This window comes from Micromonospora sp. C31 (assembly GCF_018070575.1).
GTDB lineage: Bacteria > Actinomycetota > Actinomycetes > Mycobacteriales > Micromonosporaceae > Micromonospora.
This window is the reverse complement of sequence record NZ_JAGPXN010000005.1, coordinates 115,109-133,925: the sequence shown is the minus strand read 5'-3', so window position 1 is coordinate 133,925 and position 18,817 is coordinate 115,109. Positions and strand designations below refer to the sequence as shown.

The following is an 18,817-nucleotide window of genomic DNA, read 5'->3' as shown; positions in this document are numbered from 1 at the left end:
GCGCGCAGGGGCGGCTGCTGCCGGGCTCGGGCGGTCAGGGCTCCTGGTCGGGGGTGCGGGTGAAGACGAAGGTGGCGATGTCGAGCGCCACCGCCCGCCCCGCCTCGTCGCGCAGCACCGACAGGATCTCGCCGTTCTCCGGGCCGGAGCGGCCCCGCCAGCGGTCCGGCCCCTCCTGGGTGAACGTGCTCACCCGCTCGCCGCGCACGTACACACCCAGCTCCCCCTTGGCCGCCTCCCAGGTGACGTCGAGCGACGCCCCCATCCACCACCAGCGCCCGGCCACCTCGTCGACCTCGGCGGGCGGGGGAGTGGCCGAAGGCCGCCAGGGCTGCGGGAACGCCGGCTCGGCGTCCAGCACGGTGGTCAGGACCCGTAGTCCGAGCGCGCCGATCCCGCCGGTGCGGAAGCCGTACGAGTTGGCGAAGCCGATCACCCCCGTGCGGGACGGGCGGTGCACCGCCAGGGCGGCCACGTAGCCGGGCATCGAGCCGCCGTGCCCGACGTACACCCGCTCGCCCTGCCGGTAGAGCGCCAGCCCCAGGCCGTGCCCGCCGGTCCACGAGTCGAGGTCGCTGATCGCCACCGGGACGCACATCTCGCTCAGCGTGTCCGCCGCCAGCACCTCCGGCGCCGGGTCGGCCAGGAAGGCCGCCCAGCGGGCCAGGTCCTCGGCGGTCGACCAGAGCTGCCCGGCCGGGGCCATCGCCCCGGTGTCGGTACGCGGCTCCTCCCGCAGCGTGTCGTGCCACGGGTGCACGACGTAGCCGCGGGCGAACGGCTCGGTCGCCGCGTACGTGGTGCGGCGCATGCCGAGCGGCTCCAGCACGCGCTGGCGCAGCAGCTCGGCCCAGCCGGTGCCGGTGATCCGCTCGAGCACCCCGCCGAGCAGCCCGTACGCCAGGTTCGAGTAGTGGTAGGAACGGTGCGGGGGATAGGAGACCTTGTCGGCGTGCACCCCGGCCAGCAGGGTGGCCAGGTCCGTGCCCTCGGCGCGCTCCCACCACTGCCCGTCCGGCTCGCGGCGCAGGCCGCTGGCGTGCCCGAGCAGCTGCCGCAGGGTGAGCTTGCCCACCCCGGTGCCGGGCAGGTGCCGCTCCAGCGGGTCGTCCAGGGTCAGCCGGCCGGCGTCGCGCTCCTGCATGACCAGCGTGGCCGTCATGGTCTTGCTGATCGACCCGAGGCGGTACTGGAGGTCGGCGTCGGGGCGCGGGTGCTCGCCGGCGGTGGCGAGGTGCGTCAGCGTGCCGTTCCGCACCACACCGATCAGCAGCGACGGCGTACGGCCGGCGGACTGTGCTGCGGCGACGAGGGCGTCGACCTGGCGGGCGGTCTCGGGCAGCAGGGACACGGGTTCTCCTCGGTGGTCTTCCGGCCTCGCCGGGCGGGCCGCTGGCGTGCCGCCGAGCTTACTGATCTTCGTTGTTGGGCTCCACGTGCTTCGACGTGTCACGATCGGGGGGTGGACGCCGTGCTGTGGATCGTTTTGGGTGTCGTTCTGGCGGTCGCCGAGATCTTCACGACGACGCTGTTTCTGATCATGTTCGCGGTCGGGGCCCTGGCCGCCGCGGGAGCGGCGGCGCTCGGCGCCCCGGTCGAGGTCCAGGCCATCGTGTTCGCCGCGGTGTCGGCGCTGACGGTGCTGGGCGTACGCCCCACGCTGCGCAGACACCGCCGCTCCGCGCTCGAGAGCGGCGAGCGGCCCTTCGGCGTGGAGGCGATCGAGGGCAGCGCGGCGCTGGTGCTGGAGCAGGTCGACGCCGGGCAGGGCATGGTGAAGATCGATGGTGAGTTGTGGCAGGCCCGCTCCTACGACGCGAGCCAGCACTTCGCCCCGGGCGAACGGGTGCAGGTGATCCAGGTGCGGGGCGCCACCGCCCTGGTGTGGCGGGACGACATTTCCCCTTCGGGGGAGCTACCCGAAGCGAAAAGGTGAGTACATGGAACTTGTGATTCCGGTCCTGCTGATCGCCATCGCGCTGATCGGGGTGATCACCCTGGCCAAGGCGGTGCGGATCGTGCCGCAGCAGCGTCAGGACGTGGTCGAGCGGCTCGGCAAGTACAAGCGCACCCTCAACCCGGGGCTGAACGTCCTGGTCCCGTTCGTCGACGCGGTGCGTACCAAGGTCGACATGCGTGAGCAGGTGGTCAGCTTCCCGCCGCAGCCGGTGATCACCTCCGACAACCTGGTCGTCTCGATCGACACGGTCCTCTACTTCAAGGTGGTGGACGCGGTCCGGGCCACCTATGAGATCTCGAACTTCCTCCAGGCCATCGAGCAGCTCACCGTCACCACGCTGCGTAACGTGATCGGCTCGCTGGACCTGGAGCGGGCGCTGACCAGCCGCGATCAGATCAACCGTCACCTGTCGGGCGTGCTGGACGAGACCACCGGCCGGTGGGGCATCAAGGTCACCCGCGTGGAACTGAAGGCGATCGAGCCGCCGGCGAGCATCCGCGACTCGATGGAGAAGCAGATGCGCGCCGAGCGGGACCGGCGCGCGGCGATCCTCACCGCCGAGGGGCACAAGCAGTCGCAGATCCTCACGGCCGAGGGCGAGAAGCAGTCCGCGGTGCTGCGCGCCGACGGTGACCGGCAGGCCCGGATCCTGCAGGCCGAGGGTCAGGCGAAGGCGATCCGGACGGTGTTCGACGCGATCCACCAGGCGAACCCGAGCCAGAAGGTGCTCGCCTACCAATACCTCCAGGCCCTGCCGCAGATCGCCAACGGCACCGCGAACAAGGTCTGGATCGTGCCGGCGGAGCTGACCAAGGCGCTGGAGGGCATGGGCGGCGCGCTCGGCGGGCTGAGCCGGATGGTCGGCGACGAGCCGGCGCCGGAGGCGGCCGGCAGCGCGAGCGAGGTGGAGCGCGAGGCGGCCGAGGCCGCGCAGGCCGCGGCGGCCGCCGCGCAGCAGATCCACGACGAGGTACGCGTCGCCGAGGCGCAGGCCTCCGGCGGCAAGCCGCAGGGGCTGCCGGCACCGGAGCCGGTCTCCCCGGCGAGCCTGTTGCGCGACCCGGCGAACCAGCGCGAACGGGGCTGACCGGGCCCCGGCGCCGATCGGCGAAAATGCGAGAAAGACTCATGGGGCGCTCCGTCGCCTGCCACCATCGGTCCTAGGACGGGCGGTGAGCAGGCATCGGGGCGCCCCGGCGCGTCCCGCACCGCTCGTCGGACGAGCGAGGTGACGCATGAAGGATCCGGCGAAGCGGGTACGCTCCTCGGCCCCGGTGCCCGGCGCGCACGATCCCGCCGGGCCACTCGGCAGCCGGCGTACCGGTGGGGGGTTCGGCGTGCTGCCCTTCGTCGAGCCGACGGCGGCCGGGCCGGCCACGAACGCCACCTGGGCCTGGTCGCTGCGCCGGCTCGCCCGTGGCGCGGTGTGGCTGCTCCCCGCGTACGCGATCCTCTACGCCGTCGTGGCGATGGGCAGCGACGGCGGGGTGGGCAACGACCCGTACCCCGCCGACGGCCGGCCCCTCTACCTGGTGGGCTGGGTGGCGGCGGTGTGGCTCGGGCTGCTCGCCCTGCTGGCGCTGACCGGGCTGCTGGCGGCGACCCGCAGCCGCCGGGCGGCCGTCGCCGGCCTGCTGGTGTCGATCGCCGGCACGGTGCTCATGCTGCCCTTCGCGGGCCTGGCGGAGCAGACCCCCGTCTTCGGCACCACCGCCCGGACGCTCGTGCTCGTCGGCGCCACCTGCTACAGCCTGGGCTGGCTGCTGACCGGCTGGTCGGTGGCCCGGTCGGGGACGTTCAGCATCGGCGACGGCGCCATGCTGATGATCGCCGCCCCGCTGCTGGGGGTCGGCGGCGCGCTGATCGGCTCGATGCAGACCTTCGGCGCGATCTTCGTGCTGATCTCCGGCCTCGGCATCGGCTACCGCTCCGGCCGCCTGGTGCCCCGCGACATCGCCCGCGACGCCGCCAGCGCCAGCCTCGCCACCGCCGCCCCGGCCGCTCCCGGCCCGAACGGCCCCCTGCCCACCTGACCCGCCAACCCCGGCGCCGGGGCGGGTGGGGCCACCGGTACCGGCGGGGCAACCGGATGGGAATCCGCTGGCAGCGGGCGGTGAGGTTGCTGACAGCAGGCCTCCGGGGGTGGTCGATTGGCCGTTTTCGTGGCAATCCTGGGGACCATGGCCCCACCCCGCCCGCCGCTGTCGCGGCTGTTCACCGTGCTGCTCGCCGGCGTGCTCGCCGGCCTCGTCCTGGCGGTGGCCGCGCTGCCGGGAAACCTGCTGCTCGGTGTCGCCGCCAAGGCCGCGGTCGGGTCGTACGCCGCGCTGCCCGAGGCGCTGCGCACCCCGGCCACGCCGCAGCGGTCCTACCTCTACGCCAACGACGGCAGGACGCTGATCACGACGTTCTTCGACGTCAACCGCACCGACGTGCCGCTCGACGAGATCGCTCCGGTGATGGGGCAGGCGATCGTGGCGGCCGAGGACCGGCGCTTCTACGACCACGGCGGCGCCGACCTGCGCGGGCTGCTGCGGGCCGTGGTGTCGAACGTCTCCGGCGGCGGCCAGCAGGGCGGTTCCACGCTGACCATGCAGTACGTCCGCAACGTGCTCAAGACCGACCCCGGCCGCACCGCCGAGGAGCGCGCCGCGGCCACCGAGCAGACCGTCGGGCGCAAGATCCAGGAGATCCGGTACGCCACGGCGCTGGAGCAGCGCCTCAGCAAGGACGAGATCCTCAACCGCTACCTGAACATCGCGTACTTCGGCTCCGGGGCGTACGGCATCGCGGCGGCCAGCCAGCGCTACTTCGCCAAGTCCCCGGCGGAGCTGACCCTCGGCGAGGCGGCCCTGCTCGCCGGCCTGGTGCAGTCGCCGGAGGCCTACAGCCCGATCGACGGCGACGCGGACGCGGCGCTCCAGCGGCGCGGCTACGTGCTCGACTCGATGGTCTCCACCGGCGCGATCGGCGCCGAGGAGGCCGCGCGGGCCCGGGCCGAGAAGCTGACGCTGCGCCCCACGGCCCAGCCCAACGGCTGCACCGCCGTGGCCGAGGGCCACGACGACTGGGGCTTCTTCTGCGACTACCTGCGGCAGTGGTGGCTCGCGCAGCCGGAGTTCGGCGCGACCGTCGAGGAGCGCGAGCAGGCCCTGCGTCGCGGCGGCTACACCGTGGTGACCTCGCTGGACCCGAAGATCCAGGCCACCGCGCAGAAGCAGGCCACCAGCGTCTACTCGTACGACAACAAGCGCGCCCTGCCGATCGCCGCCGTCGAACCGGGCACCGGCCGGGTGCTGGCGATGGCGGTCAACCGGCACTACAGCCTCGAGCCCAACCCGGACGGGCAGGCCAACCGCCCCAACACCGTCAACCCGCTGATCTCCGGCGGCGACAGCGTGGTCGGCTACCAGGCCGGCTCGACGTTCAAGCTCTTCACCATGCTCGCCGCGCTGGAGGCCGGCAAGCCGCTGTCCACCGGCTTCGACGCGCCCAGCCGGCTGCCCACCCGGTACGCCGCCGAGGGCGAGGGCAGCTGCGACGGCCGGTGGTGCCCGGCCAACGCCAACCCGGAGTGGATGGACGGCTACCGGATGATGTGGGACGGCTTCGGCCGCTCGGTGAACACGTACTTCGTGTGGCTGGCCGAGCAGGTCGGGCAGGAGAAGGTGGTCGAGATGGCGAAGCGCCTCGGTATCGCCTTCCGGGCCGACGCCGACGCCACCTTCGCCGAGAACGACGCCGCCGACTGGGGCTCGTTCACCCTCGGCGTGACCGCCACCACCCCGCTCGACCTGGCCAACGCGTACGCCACCGTGGCCGCCGAGGGCACCTACTGCGCGCCGCTGCCGGTGGTCTCGGTGACCGCGCCGGACGGCCAGCGGGTGCCGGTCGGCGATCCGTCCTGCCGGCGGGTGCTCGACGCCGACGTGGCGCGGGCCGCCACCGACGCGGCCCGCTGCCCGGTCGGTCAGCAGTCCGCCATCAAGCAGTGCAACGGGGGCACGGCCACCTCCGTGAACCGGATCCTCGACGGCCGGCCGGTGGCCGGCAAGACCGGCAGTTCGGAGCGCAACGCCACCGAGACCTTCGTCGGCTTCACCCCGCAGGTCGCGGTCGCCGGCATCGCCGCCAACCCCGACGACCCGACCGACTCGGTGGGCGCGGCGGTGCAGGCGAGGGTGATCGACGCGGTCGCCCGGGTCATCGGCACCGCCGTCGCCGGGCAGCCGGAGAAGGCCTTCGCCGCCCCGAGCCGCGAGCTGGTCGGCGCCCCTCGTCGCCCGGTGGAGCGCCCGCCGGTCGAGCAGCGCCGCCCGTCGGAGGAGCGCCGCCCGTCGGAGCAGCGCCGCCCGTCGGAGGAGCGCCGCCCGTCGGAGCAGCGCCGGCCCTCGCCCTCGGACGATCAGCGCCTGTCCGACCTGCGGCGCTGGCTGGAGCGCGGCTGACGGCCGGTGGGTGCGCCGTGGCTGACGGCTGGTGGGTGCGCCGCGGCTGGCGGCCGACGACAGCCGGCGTCGCACGGTGCACGGCCTTGCCGTGCCGAGGCCGAGGCCGAGCCGACCATCCCCGCCCGGTGCGGTCGAGGCACGGCCACGTGCGGGTATCGGGCAGGTACTCGCCGCCGGCCGCCAGCACCAACCGCCGGCCACAGCGCACCACCGCCCTTGGCGGGAGGTACCTGGAGCGCCCTGTCGACCTGCCCCGCTCATGGGACCGCCCGACGGGCGGGAGCCGGCGTGCGGGCTCCGGTCGTGGCAACGCACCGTCCGCTCGTCCGTGCCCCATTCGTGGGGGCAGCTCGACAGCGCGCGCCCGGAGCCTCCGCCGGCCCGCACGGCCGTTCCTCGCGGCCAGGGGCGCCGAACCGATCTGCGCCTGCACCGACCATCGGTCGCACCGGCCATCCGTCGCCCCGGCCATCGGTCGCCCCGGGCGTCGGCCGGTCGGGGCGTCGGTCGGTCGGGGCGTCGGTCGCCCCGGGCGTCGGCCGGTCGGGGCGTCGGGCGGTCGGGGCGGCCGGCGGGGCGTCCGGCAGAATCGGCGGGTGCCCATCCACCCCGTCACCGACCCCGACGACGACCGGATCGCCGACTACCGGGCGTTGACCGACGTCGAGCTGCGCACCCGCTGGGAGCCGCCGCACGGCCTGTTCATCGCCGAGGGCGAGCTGGTGCTGCGCCGGGCGCTGCGGGCCGGCTATCCGGCCCGGTCTTACCTGGTGGACGCCAAGCGGGTCGACCAACTCGCCGACCTGGACACCGGCGACGCGCCGGTCTACGCCGCCACCCAGGACGTGCTGCAACGGGCCACCGGCTTCCACGTGCACCGGGGCGTGCTGGCGTCGTTCCGGCGCAAGCCGTTGCCGGCCGCCGCCGAGGTGCTGGCGGCAGCCCGGCGGGTGGTGATCCTCGAGGACGTCAACAACCACACGAACCTGGGCGCCATCTTCCGGGCCGTGGCCGCGCTCGGCGTGGACGCCGTGCTGCTCTCGCCGACGTGCGCCGACCCGCTCTACCGGCGCAGCGTCCGGGTCAGCATGGGCGAGGTCTTCGCCATCCCGTACGCGAAGCTGGAGCCCTGGCCGGACGCGCTCGGTGCCGTCCGCACGGCTGGTTTCACCGTGCTGGCGATGACCCCGGCGCCGGACGCGGTGCCGATCCAGCGGCTCGACCCGGCGCAGCGGGCCCGCGCGGCGTTGCTCATGGGCGCAGAGGGCGCCGGCCTGACCCGCACGGCGATGGACGCCAGCGACGTGCGGGTGGTGATCCCGATGCGCCGCGGCGTCGACTCGCTCAACGTCGCCGCTGCCACCGCCGTGGCCTGTTGGGAGCTGGGCCGCGACGACCCGGCCTGACTTGTTCTCCAAGCCCCGGCGAGCCGACGAGCCACGGTGCCGCTTGCGGCAGGTCGAGCCAGGCTCCCGCTGGTGACTCCACGGAAGCGGACGAAGGGGCCCCGCCAGCGCGAGTTTCGCCAGATCAAGCTCATGACCGACTACACCGCGTTTCCGCTCTGGGGCATCCCAGACGAAGGGCGATGGGGCGGCGGCATGCTTTCACCCGGATCCCTTCCCATCTCCCAGAGCCTCAAGGAGCAGCTGCAAAGCTGGGCAGACACCTACGACCGGCTTCCTGAGACTGGTTTCGAGTGGCCGTCAGAAGCCGCCCTGACGCAGTTCGTCGAAGAGGGTCGCCGACTGTGGAGGCTGCTCCAGCGGGAGCTCGGCCCCGACTACACCATCGTGTACTTCAACGAGGCGACACAGCAGATAGAGAGCTGTGGGTGACTGACAGATGCCCCTCCGGGCGCTGCTCGCGCGGCGTGGGGACATGCGATTCCATTTGCATGGCCATGCGGCACGGTGCATAATTTTCCCCGTGTCCAAGGTTCTCACCTCCCTGCCCATCGGCGAACGTGTCGGCATCGCCTTCTCCGGCGGCCTCGACACCTCGGTCGCGGTCGCGTGGATGCGCGACAAGGGCGCCGTACCCTGCGCCTACACCGCCGACATCGGCCAGTACGACGAGCCCGACATCGCCTCGGTGCCCGGTCGCGCGCTCAGCTACGGCGCCGAGGTCGCCCGACTGGTCGACTGCCGCGCCGCCCTGGTCGAGGAGGGTCTGGCGGCGTTGACCTGCGGGGCCTTCCACATCCGCTCGGGCGGGCGGGCGTACTTCAACACCACCCCGCTGGGCCGGGCCGTGACCGGGACCCTGCTGGTGCGGGCGATGATCTCCGACGACGTGCAGATCTGGGGCGACGGCTCGACCTTCAAGGGCAACGACATCGAGCGGTTCTACCGGTACGGCCTGCTGGCCAACCCGCAGCTGCGCATCTACAAACCGTGGCTCGACACCGACTTCGTCAGCGAACTCGGTGGCCGCAAGGAGATGTCGGAGTGGCTGCTCGAACGCGGTCTGCCGTACCGGGACAGCACCGAGAAGGCATACTCCACCGACGCCAACATCTGGGGCGCCACCCACGAGGCGAAGACCCTGGAGCACCTCGACACCGGCATCGAGACGGTCAACCCGATCATGGGAGTCCGGTTCTGGGACCCGGCGGTGCAGATCCCGACCGAGGACGTCACGATCGGCTTCGACCAGGGCCGCCCGGTGACGATCAACGGCAAGGAGTTCGGCAGCTCCGTCGACCTGGTGCTGGAGGCCAACGCCATCGGCGGCCGGCACGGCCTGGGCATGTCGGACCAGATCGAGAACCGGATCATCGAGGCCAAGAGCCGGGGCATCTACGAGGCGCCCGGCATGGCGCTGCTGCACGCCGCGTACGAGCGGCTGGTCAACGCCATCCACAACGAGGACACCCTGGCGAACTACCACAGCGAGGGCCGCCGCCTCGGTCGGCTGATGTACGAGGGTCGCTGGCTGGACCCGCAGGCGCTGATGCTGCGCGAGTCGTTGCAGCGCTGGGTCGGCACGGCGGTCACCGGCGAGGTGACGTTGCGGCTGCGCCGGGGCGAGGACTACTCGATCCTGGACACCACCGGCCCGGCGTTCAGCTACCACCCCGACAAGCTGTCGATGGAGCGTACCGAGGACTCGGCCTTCGGCCCGGCGGACCGGATCGGCCAGCTCACCATGCGTAACCTGGACATCGCCGACTCGCGGGCGAAGCTGGAGCAGTACGCGACCCTCGGCATGGTCGGCGGCGCGGCCCCGCAGCGGATGGTCGGCGCCGCGCAGGCCGCCTCGACCGGGCTGATCGGCGCGATGCCGCAGGGCGGCGCGGAAGCCATCGCCTCCCGGGGCGTCTCCTCCGCCGAGGACGAGGCACTCGACCGCGCCGCGATGGAGTTCGGCGTCGACTGAGCAAGCCTGGGCCGTGCGGAATCGACGTCACGGACGGTAGCGTGTCGCCCGTGTTCCCTACCGTCCGTGAGGTTCTCGCGCTGGACCCGGTCCGCCACGGCGCCCCGCGTCTGGTCGCCGGGGACGTCGGCCTCGACCGTCCGGTGCGCTGGGTGCACGTGACCGAGGTGCCCGACATCGCCCCGCTGCTCGGCGGCGGCGAGCTGGTGCTCAGCACCGGCATCGGGCTGCCCGCCGACGACACGGGGCTGCGCGCCTTCATCGGCGACCTGGCGGACGTCGGGGTCTCCGGCCTCGTCGTCGAGCTGGGCCGCCGGTACGTCACCGGGGTGCCCCGGGTGATGGCCGCCGCCGCCGAGCGGCGCGGGCTGCCCCTGGTCGAGCTGCGGCGGGCCACCCCGTTCGTCCGGATCACCGAGGCCGTGCACGCGCTGATCGTCGACGCGCAGCTGACCGAACTGCGGGCGACCGAGGAGATCCACCAGCGCTTCACGGAGCTGTCGGTCGAGGGCGCGGGCCCCGGCGACGTGGTGCGGCAGGCCGCCGAGCTCTCCGGCTGCCCCGTGGTGCTGGAGAACCTCTCCCGGCAGGTGCTCGCGTACGACCCGGCAGGCGAGAGCGCGGAGCTGCTGCTGGACGGCTGGGAGCAGCACTCGCGCCGGATCCGGCCGACCGGGCGGACCGCGTACCACGGCGACAGCGGGTGGCTGGTGACCACGGTGGGCGCCCGCGGGCAGGACTGGGGGCGGCTGCTGCTGCGCTGGCCCGGCGGCGGCGACCTGGCGGCTGGCCGGCGCGTGTTCGACCCCGTCGAGGAGGTCGGTGCGCACGTCGGCGTCGCCGCGCCGCCCGTGCTCCCGCCCACCCGCCTGACCATCCTCGTCGAGCGGGCCGCCTCGGCGCTGGCTCTGGGCCGGCTCATCCGGCGCGACGCCGAGGGCCTTGAGCGGCAGATCCACCGTACGCTGCTCACCGCCCTGCTGGACCACTCCCTGCCGGTGGACCAGGTCGCCCTGCGGGCCCGGGCCCTCGGTGTGGTGCTGGAACGGCGGCACCTGGTCGGGGTGATGGTCCGGCACCGCGCCGACGAACCGGCGGGGGAGGGCGGCCCGGCCCCGGAGACGGGACACCCGGCCGACCCGGGGGCCGGCGGCCCGGCGGCTGGCCCGGCCCGTCTGCGCGACCTCGCCGAGGCGGTCGGGCAGGCGCTGCGCGAGGCGAAGCTGACCGGGCTGACCAGCGCCGTCGACGACCAGGCGGTCGGCGTGCTGCTCGCCCTGCCGGAGCCGGCGGCCGAGGAACGGGCGCTGGCCGCGTTCGCCGCCGCGCTGCGCCGCACCCGCCCGGACGCTGCCGCCGACGGCCCGGCCCGGCCCACCGGCCGGACGAACGGTGCCGCCCGGCCGGGCGGTGGACTGCTCGTCGCGGCCGGTTCGGTCGTGGCCGGCCTGCGGGAGGCGCGTCGGTCGCTGGTCGAGGCCCGGCAGGTCGCCGACGCCGCCCGGCGGGACCGGCGCGACCTGCCGATCTTCCGGCTGCCGCACGTCGGGCTGGCGGGGCTGCTGCACCTGCTGCGTGACGAGCCCAGGCTCCAGACCTTCGTCGAGCGGGAACTCGGCGCGCTGCTGGCCTACGACGCGCAACACCCCCGGGAGCAGCTGCTCGGCACCCTGCGCGCCTACCTGGAACAGGGCCGCAACAAGTCGGCGGCGGCCAGTGCGGCGCACCTGTCCCGGCCGGCGTTCTACGAGCGCCTGGCCCGGATCCGCCGCGTTCTCGACGTGGACCTCGACTCGGTGGAGGCCTGTCTCTCCCTGCACGTGGCCCTGCTGGCCCTCGACGCGGTGCGTACCCCCTGACCGGCCCGGTCCCGGGCCGCACCCCCGAGCCGCTCCGGCCGGGAACGGTCAGGTCAGCGCGGCGAGGGCCTTCGCGTACGGCGGGGGGACGTGGTTCGGGCCGCCCGGCGTGAAGACGTCGGAGCTGGCGGCGGCCGACCAGGCCGTCTCGGGTACGGCGTCGACGAGGGCGCGTACGACCGGGGCGTCGCGCCACTGGTCCTGCTCGGCGAGCAGGCTCAACGCCACCACCGACTCCTCCACCTCGCCGACGCACTCGAACGGCTTGTGCCCGTCCACGCCCAGCAGTTCCCGGTAGCCGGGGATCTGCGACTCGTCGGCCAGCAGGTCGCCGCCGAAGATGTGGGTGATCCGCCGGCGCGACATGAAAGGCGCCATGGCCAGGAAGACGAACCGGCACTTCGGGCAGTCACGGCACCAGCGCTCGCTGGCGTCGCGCAGCTTGAACGCGGCGTTGCAGCTCGTCACCACGTCGTCGTAGCGGTCGATCTCGGCGAACGAGCGGGCGATGTGCAGCTCCGACAGCGAGCGCAGCAGCGAGAAGTAGGGCTCGGTCAGCCCGGCGTGCTCGGCCAGCGCCGCCCGCAGCAGCCCCTCCGCCGCCACGCCCTTGGACCACTGGTGGTTGATCTCGTGGCCGTCCCAGACCAGGTTCGGGTCCGACGCCGACCGCTCGTTGGACATCACCACCGGGCCCAGGCCGTGCAGCACCGCCGTGGCGACGGCGATCAGCGAGTTGATCGCGGTGACCGGGATGTGGCCGTTGCGCGCCCCGGCGGCGTTCAGCTCGAACAGCACCGGGTCGATGCGCCGCCGGGCGGCGAGCGGGGCCAGCCCGGACGCCTCGTTCACCGCGACGATCACGTGGTTCGGGTTGACCGAGAACGGCACCGGGTCGAAGCCGGCCCGGCGCAGCGCCTCCAGGCTGACGATGGAGTCCTTGCCGCCGCCCACCGCCGAGAGCGGACGCCGGTCGGAGTCGTCGTACACCCGGGCGGGGGAGACGGTGCCGGCCGGCACCTCCGGGCGCAGCCGCAGCACGTGCGGCAGCCGGTTGCGGTACGCGTACTCCGCGAGGCCTTTGGTGTAGACGGCGGTGACCAGCTCCGCGGCGGCCGTGCCCAGCGGCGCCGGCAGCACCAGGCGGGGCGGCGCGGCGGCCTTGTAGTAGCTCACCCCGGCGACGACGTGCAGCAGCTCCAGCACCCGGCCGAGGGTCGCCACGGTCTCGTCCGACGGCGGCGCGTCCGGCAGGGGGAGGGTGACCACCTCCGTGAACCGCTGCTCGCCGTCCGGGCCGGTGAGGGCGTAGTCGAACGACACCTCCCCGGTGGAGAGGTCGATCGAGTAGGACGGGAAGGTGAAGGCGTCCATCCGCCGCAGTTGCTCATTGGGCACACGCCATACTAGGCCCTGGTTCGTCCGGCCGTGTCCGGCTGCGTCGGACCCACCCCTGCCTCGCCGTCGAGATCCCCTGAGGAGAGCCAGTGCGCCTGTCTGACCTGCGCGGACGTACCGTCGCCGTCTGGGGGGCCGGACGGGAGGGCCGGGCCGCGGTGATCGCGATCGCCGCGCACGGCCCGGCCGGCCTGGTCGCCGTCGACGACAGCGCCAACTTCCTCAGCCTGCCCTGGGAGGGGCCGCTGGCCGAGGCGGCGCCGCTGGTCACCGGCGAGGAGGGCTTCGCCCGGCTGGCCGCCGCCGACGTGGTGGTCCGCTCGCCCGGCGTGCCGCAGACCCACCCGTGGCTGGTGGAGCTGCGCCGACGCGGTGCGACCGTGACCCAGGGCACCGCGTTGTGGATGGCCGACCACGCCGCCCGCACCGTCGGCGTCACCGGCAGCAAGGGCAAGAGCACCACCTCCAGCCTGATCAGCCATCTGCTCGCCGCCGTGGACCGGCCGAACGTGTTCGGCGGCAACATCGGCGTGCCGACGCTGGACCTGCCGGCGGCGGAGCTGTACGTGCTGGAGCTCTCCAGCTACCAGTGCAGCGACCTGACCGACTCGCCGCGCGTCGCGGTCGTCACCGCGCTCTTCCCCGAGCACCTCGACGCGCACGGCGGCGAGCGCGAGTACTACCGCGACAAGCTCAACCTGCTGGCGCACGGGCCGCGGACCGTGGTGGTCAACGGCGCCGACCCGCGCCTGGCCGTCGAACTGGGCGACCGCGCGGCGGTGCGCGCCGGGCTGCCGGACACCGCCCACGTGGCCGGCGGCCCGGACGGCACGCCCTGGTTCCACCTCGGCGACCAGCCGCTGTTCCCGCGCGCGGTGCTGCCGCTCGTGGGCCGGCACAACGAGGGCAACCTCTGCGTGGCCCTCGCCGTGCTCGACGCGCTCGGCGTCGACGTGGTGGCCCGCCGCGACACCCTGGCCGTGGCGGTCGCCGAGTTCCAGGGGCTGGCGCACCGGCTCACCGAGATCGCCGACCCGTCCGGCCTGACCTTCGTCGACGACACCCTGGCCACCAGCCCGTACGCGGCCATGCACGCCATCGACGCGTACGAGGGGCGGCCGTTGACGGTGATCGTCGGCGGCACCGACCGGGGCCTGGACTACACGCCGCTGCGGGAGCACCTCGCGGAGCGCGAGCTGACCGTTCTCGGCATCCCCGACAGCGGCGCCCGGATCGTCAAGGCGCTCGCCGGGCTGCCCAAGGTACGCACCGAGGTGGTCGACGACCTGGTCGCCGCCGTTCGGCTGGCCCGCGAGCTGACCCCGGCCGACGGGGTGGTGCTGCTGTCCCCGGCCGCCCCCAGCTACGGGCGGTTCCGCAACTTCGAGCACCGCTCCGAGGTCTTCGCCCAGGCCGTCCGGGACACGGTGGGCTGACACCGCCTCGGCGGCGGGCGCCGGTCGCCCACTCAGCCGAGGGCGGTGTGCAGGGCGCGCATCGACCGGATGGCCGAGCGGATCTCCTGGAGGTAGCGGCCGGGGGTGGGCGTCGGCTCGGGCAGCCCGGCCAGGTCGGGCAGGGCCGGGTCGACGCCGACGGTCTCGAGTGCGCAGCCGTACGGCACGGCGAGGGTGCGCAACGCGTCGCAGTGCTGGAACGGCACGTAGATCGGCGCGGTCACCATCAGCACCGGATCGCCCGCGCGCAGCAGGACGTGCCCGGCCCAGAACCGCTGGGTGTCGGCGGTGTGCGCGCGGCGCCGCGCCGGCTCGCTGGACGGGGCGGCCAGCACCCGGACCGGCGGGCAGCCCGCGGGCCGGTACGTGCGCGACGACCAGGAGTGGTGCGGGTGCCCGGCGTCCCGGCCGTCGTCCTGCGCCGGGGCGGGCACCCGGAACTCGCGCCGCACCGCCGCGTCCAGCGCCGCCACCTCCGTGTCGCACGGCCCGACGCCGGCCTTGTCCAGGGCCTGACGCTCGACCTCGGACAGGGGGCGGAAACTGCCCAGCACCGCCACCTCGCCGGTGACCCGGGTGCCGGCGCGCAGCAGGTGCGCCGCGTACGCGACCCGGCGCTGGCAGGCGTGCGCCAGACCGCCCAGCACGACCAGGTGGGCGTACCGCGACCGGGCGGGCGGCGCAGGGCGGACCATGCCGAGCGCGGCGGCGGTGGCGAGCGCCAGCCGCGCGGTGGCCGGGTCGAAGGCCGGCTCCCGGGCGTCCGGGCGCTCGCGGCCACCCCGGAAGTCCCAGTGCCGGGCCGAGAAGTCGTCGAGGCCGGCCAGCACCGCCGCCACGTCCCCGCCGGGCCAGTCGCCGCCGAAGTGCCCGACGAGGTCGCGCAGCGGCGCCGAGCCCACCCAGGCCCGTACGCCGGCCGTGATCGCTTCGGCGCTCGTGCCCGCCGCGCCGGTCGGCAGCGCCAGCGCCCCACGCGGCGCTTCCTCACCGGTCCGCACCGCCGGATCGTACCGGCGCCGGGGTGTCGGGCCACACACCGACTCTTGTCCCCGCCGCCGGGTGGTGGCAGCGTGCGGTTACCGAGAACGCCGCTGAGAGGGTACGACGATGGCCACCGACGATCTGCTCGCCCGGCACCGGGCCGTGTTCCCGTCCTGGATGCCGCTCCACCACGACGAGCCGATCGAGCCGGCTCGCGGCGCGGTCCCCGCCGACGCCGTCGGCTCCTGCCTGGCGGCGGGGGCGGCGGCGTGAGCGCGCCAGGGCCCGGCGTGGCCGTCATCGGTCACTTCGTCGACGGCAAGCCGTTGCCCGGGTCGTCCGGGCGGCACGGGGACGTCTTCGACCCGGCGACCGGTCGGCGTACCGCCCGGGTGGAGCTGGCCTCGGCGGCGGACGTCGCGGTCGCGGTGGAGGCCGCCGCGCGCGCGGCCCGGCTCTGGCGGGACGCGTCGCTGGCCAGGCGTACGGCCGTGCTGTTCGCCTTCCGGGAGCTGGTGCACGCGCGGCGGGACCGGCTCGCCGAGGTGATCACCGCCGAGCACGGCAAGGTGCTCGCCGACGCCGCCGGGGAGGTGCAGCGCGGCCTGGAGATCATCGAGTACGCCTGCGGCATCCCCTCGGCGCTGCGTGGCGGGTTCAGCGAGAACGTCTCCGCGGAGGTCGACTCGTACACCCTGCGGCAGCCGCTCGGCGTCGTCGCGGTGATCACCCCGTTCAACTTCCCGGCGATGGTGCCGCTGTGGTTCCTGCCGATCGCGGTGGCCTGCGGCAACGCGGTGGTGCTCAAGCCGAGCGAGAAGGACCCGAGCCCGGCGCTGCTGCTGGCGGAGTGGTTCACCGAGGCGGGCCTGCCCGACGGGGTGCTCAACGTCGTCAACGGCGACGTCGGGGCGGTGGACGCGCTGCTGGAGCATCCGGGCGTGAAGGCCGTCTCGTTCGTCGGCTCCACCCCGGTCGCCCGGTACGTCCACCAGCGCGGCACCGCCGCCGGCAAGCGGGTGCAGGCGCTGGGCGGGGCGAAGAACCACATGGTGGTGCTCCCCGACGCCGACCTGGACCTGGCCGCCGACGCGGCGGTCAACGCCGGGTTCGGCTCGGCGGGGGAGCGGTGCATGGCGATCTCGGCCCTGGTCGCGGTGGAACCGGTCGCCGACGCCCTGGTCGCCCGGATCGCCGAGCTGATGGGCCGGCTGCGCACCGGCGACGGCCGGCGCGGCTGCGACATGGGCCCGCTGGTCACCGCCGCGCACGCAGCCCGGGTGCGGTCGTACGTCGAGGCGGGGGTGGCCGCCGGCGCGGTGCCGGTGGTGGACGGCCGCGACGTCGAGCCGGACGGGGACGCCGCCGGGTTCTGGCTGGGCCCGACGCTGTTCGACCACGTCACCCCCGACATGTCGATCTACACCGACGAGATCTTCGGCCCGGTGCTCGGCGTCGTGCGGGTCGGCTCGTACGACGAGGCGGTGGAGCTGGTCAACGCCAACCCGTACGGCAACGGCACGGCGATCTTCACCAACGACGGCGGCGCGGCCCGGCGCTACCAGCACGAGGTGGAGGTCGGCATGGTCGGCGTGAACGTGCCGATCCCGGTGCCGATGGCCTATTACTCCTTCGGCGGCTGGAAGGCTTCGCTCTTCGGCGACCTGCACGCGCACGGCGAGGACGGGGTCCGCTTCTTCACCCGGGGCAAGGTGGTCACCAGCCGCTGGCGGGGCCCCCGGCGCGGCGGGGTCGACCTCGGCTTCCCCACCCAGACCTGAGCAGGCGCAGGGTGCCGGCCCCGGCCAGGTACGCCGCCAGCGCCGCCGCCGGCACCCCCAGCGGCTCGGGCGCCGACCTCGGCGTCTGGGCGTTGACCACCAGGGCGTACACCACGGCGGCGAATCCGGCGGCGGCGAGCACGCTGCGCGCGGTGGCCCGCCACCCACGGTCGTCCGGCGCGGCCCGGTGGCCGGTCCGCCCGGCGTCTCCGGCGCGACCACGGCCGGTGCGGGCCTCGACGGGGCCGAAGACGGCGACCAGGGCGGCCAGCACCACGGCCAGCATCAGCACCCACGGCACCCGCCACGCGAGCCAGGCTGCCGACCCCGGCGGCGGGGTCGGCAGCCTCCCGGCCGCGTCCAGCGCCCCCACCAGCAGGATCGCGGCGGTCAGGTGCCAGAGGAAGACGGTGAGCACGACCGCGTTCACCGCGATCACCGCCTGCCACGGGCGGGGGCGGCGCAGCCAGCGCTCCGCCGGGTCGCGCAGCAGCAGGATCAGCCCGAACTGGGCGGCGGTCAGCGTCAGCAGGGCCAGGCTGGGCGGGGCCGCGTTGTCCAGCCGCTCGCCCGGCACGTTGAGCATGCTCACCGGGTACGGTCCGGCGGTGGTCAGCAGCACCGTCGCCGTCAGCCCGCCCCCCAGCAGCGCCGCCGCGCCCGCGCGGCGCGACGGCGGCGGCCGACGTTCCGGAGCCTGGTTCCGCGTGGGTTCCGGCCGGGTCGGGGTCGCGCCCGACCCGGAGCCGGCCCGCGGGGCGGGGTGGGCGGTGTGACGGCCGGCGTCGGCGTCGCGCCAGGCGATGCCGAGTTGGTGCACGGCCAGCCAGCCGAAGACGTAGTTCGGCAGCGCCAGCTCGGCCGGGCCCAGCGCCCGCCCCACGTCACCGGCGACGACCAGCGCGGTCAGCGCCGCCGGCACGAGCAGGCCGAAGCGCCGGTGCAGGGCGAGCATCGCCGGGGTCAGCGGCACCACGATCAGGTAGGCGGCGAGGAACCAGAGCGGGATCGTGGCGAACCAGGCGACCGTACGCACCAGCGTCGCCCCGACGCCGACGAGCGACGCGAGCGCGGCGCCGACGGCGATGACCAGCAGCAGCGCGGTCGTGGGGCGCAGCAGCCGGGCACCCCGGTCCAGCAGCCAGGCGGTGGCGTCGACGCCGGCGGCCCGGCGGGCGGTCAACGAGGCGGCGTTGGCGTACCCGCCGACCAGGAAGAAGACCGGCATGACCTGGGCGATCCAGGTGAGCGGGTACGCCCACGGCAGGGCGGGCAGCGCGGAGCGCCCCGTCGGCCGGCCGGCGGCGTCCTCGCCGATCGCGGCGACCGCCCAGTGGCCGAGAACGACCATGCCGATGGCGAGCGCCCGGAGCAGGTCGACGTAGCGTTGCCGACCAGCGGGGGTGCGCGCGGCGAGTTGCCGCAGGCGGCGCATGGCCCCGAGGGTACGTCAGTGGCGGGCTGGCCGGTGCTGATAACGGTTCGGTCCCCGGGGGTTGAAGTCCGCGCCCTCCTGCCGTAGAAATTCTTCAGCAACATATTGCGA

General features: G+C 74.4%; 15 protein-coding genes. 11 read left to right on the top strand and 4 right to left on the bottom strand.

What is annotated here, in order from left to right; genetic code table 11:
* Window positions 1–34 precede the first annotated feature (34 nt).
* Complete coding sequence (locus KBX06_RS09425) at window positions 35–1,351, bottom strand: serine hydrolase (protein ID WP_210833928.1); 1,317 nt, start codon at window positions 1,349–1,351, stop codon at window positions 35–37.
* A gap of 111 nt (window positions 1,352–1,462) precedes the next feature.
* Between KBX06_RS09425 and KBX06_RS09420 the strand changes: the two genes are divergently transcribed.
* The 8 genes from KBX06_RS09420 (at window position 1,463) to KBX06_RS09385 (ending at window position 11,651) form a co-directional block, all read left to right on the top strand.
* The gene (locus KBX06_RS09420; RefSeq protein ID WP_210833927.1) at window positions 1,463–1,936 is read left to right on the top strand and encodes an NfeD family protein; all 474 of its coding nucleotides are present in this window, start codon (window positions 1,463–1,465) and stop codon (window positions 1,934–1,936) included.
* 4 nt (window positions 1,937–1,940) lie between these two features.
* A complete protein-coding gene (locus tag KBX06_RS09415) occupies window positions 1,941–3,047 on the top strand; it encodes an SPFH domain-containing protein (RefSeq protein WP_210833925.1) in 1,107 nt (368 codons plus the stop codon).
* A gap of 148 nt (window positions 3,048–3,195) precedes the next feature.
* Window positions 3,196–3,993 (top strand): hypothetical protein, encoded by a 798-nt coding sequence (locus tag KBX06_RS09410; protein ID WP_210833923.1) that lies wholly within the window; start codon window positions 3,196–3,198, stop codon window positions 3,991–3,993.
* Window positions 3,994–4,140: 147 nt separating this feature from the next.
* Window positions 4,141–6,408, top strand: a complete 2,268-nt coding sequence (locus tag KBX06_RS09405; RefSeq protein ID WP_210833921.1) for a transglycosylase domain-containing protein — start codon at window positions 4,141–4,143, stop codon at window positions 6,406–6,408.
* Window positions 6,409–7,007: 599 nt separating this feature from the next.
* The gene (locus KBX06_RS09400; protein WP_210833919.1) at window positions 7,008–7,817 is read left to right on the top strand and encodes an RNA methyltransferase; all 810 of its coding nucleotides are present in this window, start codon (window positions 7,008–7,010) and stop codon (window positions 7,815–7,817) included.
* A gap of 132 nt (window positions 7,818–7,949) precedes the next feature.
* Window positions 7,950–8,249: a hypothetical protein gene (locus KBX06_RS09395; RefSeq protein ID WP_210833917.1), complete on the top strand. Its 300-nt coding sequence runs from the start codon at window positions 7,950–7,952 to the stop codon at window positions 8,247–8,249.
* 91 nt (window positions 8,250–8,340) lie between these two features.
* Window positions 8,341–9,792 carry an argininosuccinate synthase gene (gene argG / locus KBX06_RS09390; protein WP_210833915.1) on the top strand — a complete coding sequence of 484 codons (1,452 nt, stop codon included), beginning with the start codon at window positions 8,341–8,343 and terminating at the stop codon, window positions 9,790–9,792.
* Between the two features lie 41 nt (window positions 9,793–9,833).
* Window positions 9,834–11,651, top strand: a complete 1,818-nt coding sequence (locus KBX06_RS09385; RefSeq protein WP_210833913.1) for a PucR family transcriptional regulator — start codon at window positions 9,834–9,836, stop codon at window positions 11,649–11,651.
* A gap of 48 nt (window positions 11,652–11,699) precedes the next feature.
* Here the strand turns inward: KBX06_RS09385 and KBX06_RS09380 are convergent, their stop codons facing one another.
* Window positions 11,700–13,049 carry a hypothetical protein gene (locus KBX06_RS09380; RefSeq protein WP_210833910.1) on the bottom strand — a complete coding sequence of 450 codons (1,350 nt, stop codon included), beginning with the start codon at window positions 13,047–13,049 and terminating at the stop codon, window positions 11,700–11,702.
* Between the two features lie 89 nt (window positions 13,050–13,138).
* On the opposite strand from KBX06_RS09380, the gene murD reads away from it, so the two are divergent.
* Window positions 13,139–14,485, top strand: coding sequence for a UDP-N-acetylmuramoyl-L-alanine--D-glutamate ligase (gene murD / locus KBX06_RS09375; protein WP_210833908.1), 1,347 nt, complete (start codon window positions 13,139–13,141; stop codon window positions 14,483–14,485).
* Window positions 14,486–14,517: 32 nt separating this feature from the next.
* Here the strand turns inward: murD and KBX06_RS09370 are convergent, their stop codons facing one another.
* Window positions 14,518–15,507 carry a hypothetical protein gene (locus tag KBX06_RS09370; protein ID WP_307854532.1) on the bottom strand — a complete coding sequence of 330 codons (990 nt, stop codon included), beginning with the start codon at window positions 15,505–15,507 and terminating at the stop codon, window positions 14,518–14,520.
* Between the two features lie 109 nt (window positions 15,508–15,616).
* On the opposite strand from KBX06_RS09370, the gene KBX06_RS09365 reads away from it, so the two are divergent.
* Together KBX06_RS09365 and KBX06_RS09360 are read left to right on the top strand one after the other, a co-directional pair.
* On the top strand, window positions 15,617–15,763 hold the full coding sequence (locus tag KBX06_RS09365) for a hypothetical protein (protein WP_210834216.1): 147 nt from the start codon (window positions 15,617–15,619) through the stop codon (window positions 15,761–15,763).
* A 17-nt stretch (window positions 15,764–15,780) separates the two neighbouring features.
* Window positions 15,781–17,271 carry a CoA-acylating methylmalonate-semialdehyde dehydrogenase gene (locus KBX06_RS09360; protein ID WP_210834201.1) on the top strand — a complete coding sequence of 497 codons (1,491 nt, stop codon included), beginning with the start codon at window positions 15,781–15,783 and terminating at the stop codon, window positions 17,269–17,271.
* Here the strand turns inward: KBX06_RS09360 and KBX06_RS09355 are convergent.
* A complete protein-coding gene (locus KBX06_RS09355; RefSeq protein ID WP_210833906.1) occupies window positions 17,207–18,706 on the bottom strand; it encodes an acyltransferase in 1,500 nt (499 codons plus the stop codon). The genes KBX06_RS09360 and KBX06_RS09355 overlap by 65 nt on opposite strands.
* Window positions 18,707–18,817 lie beyond the last annotated feature (111 nt).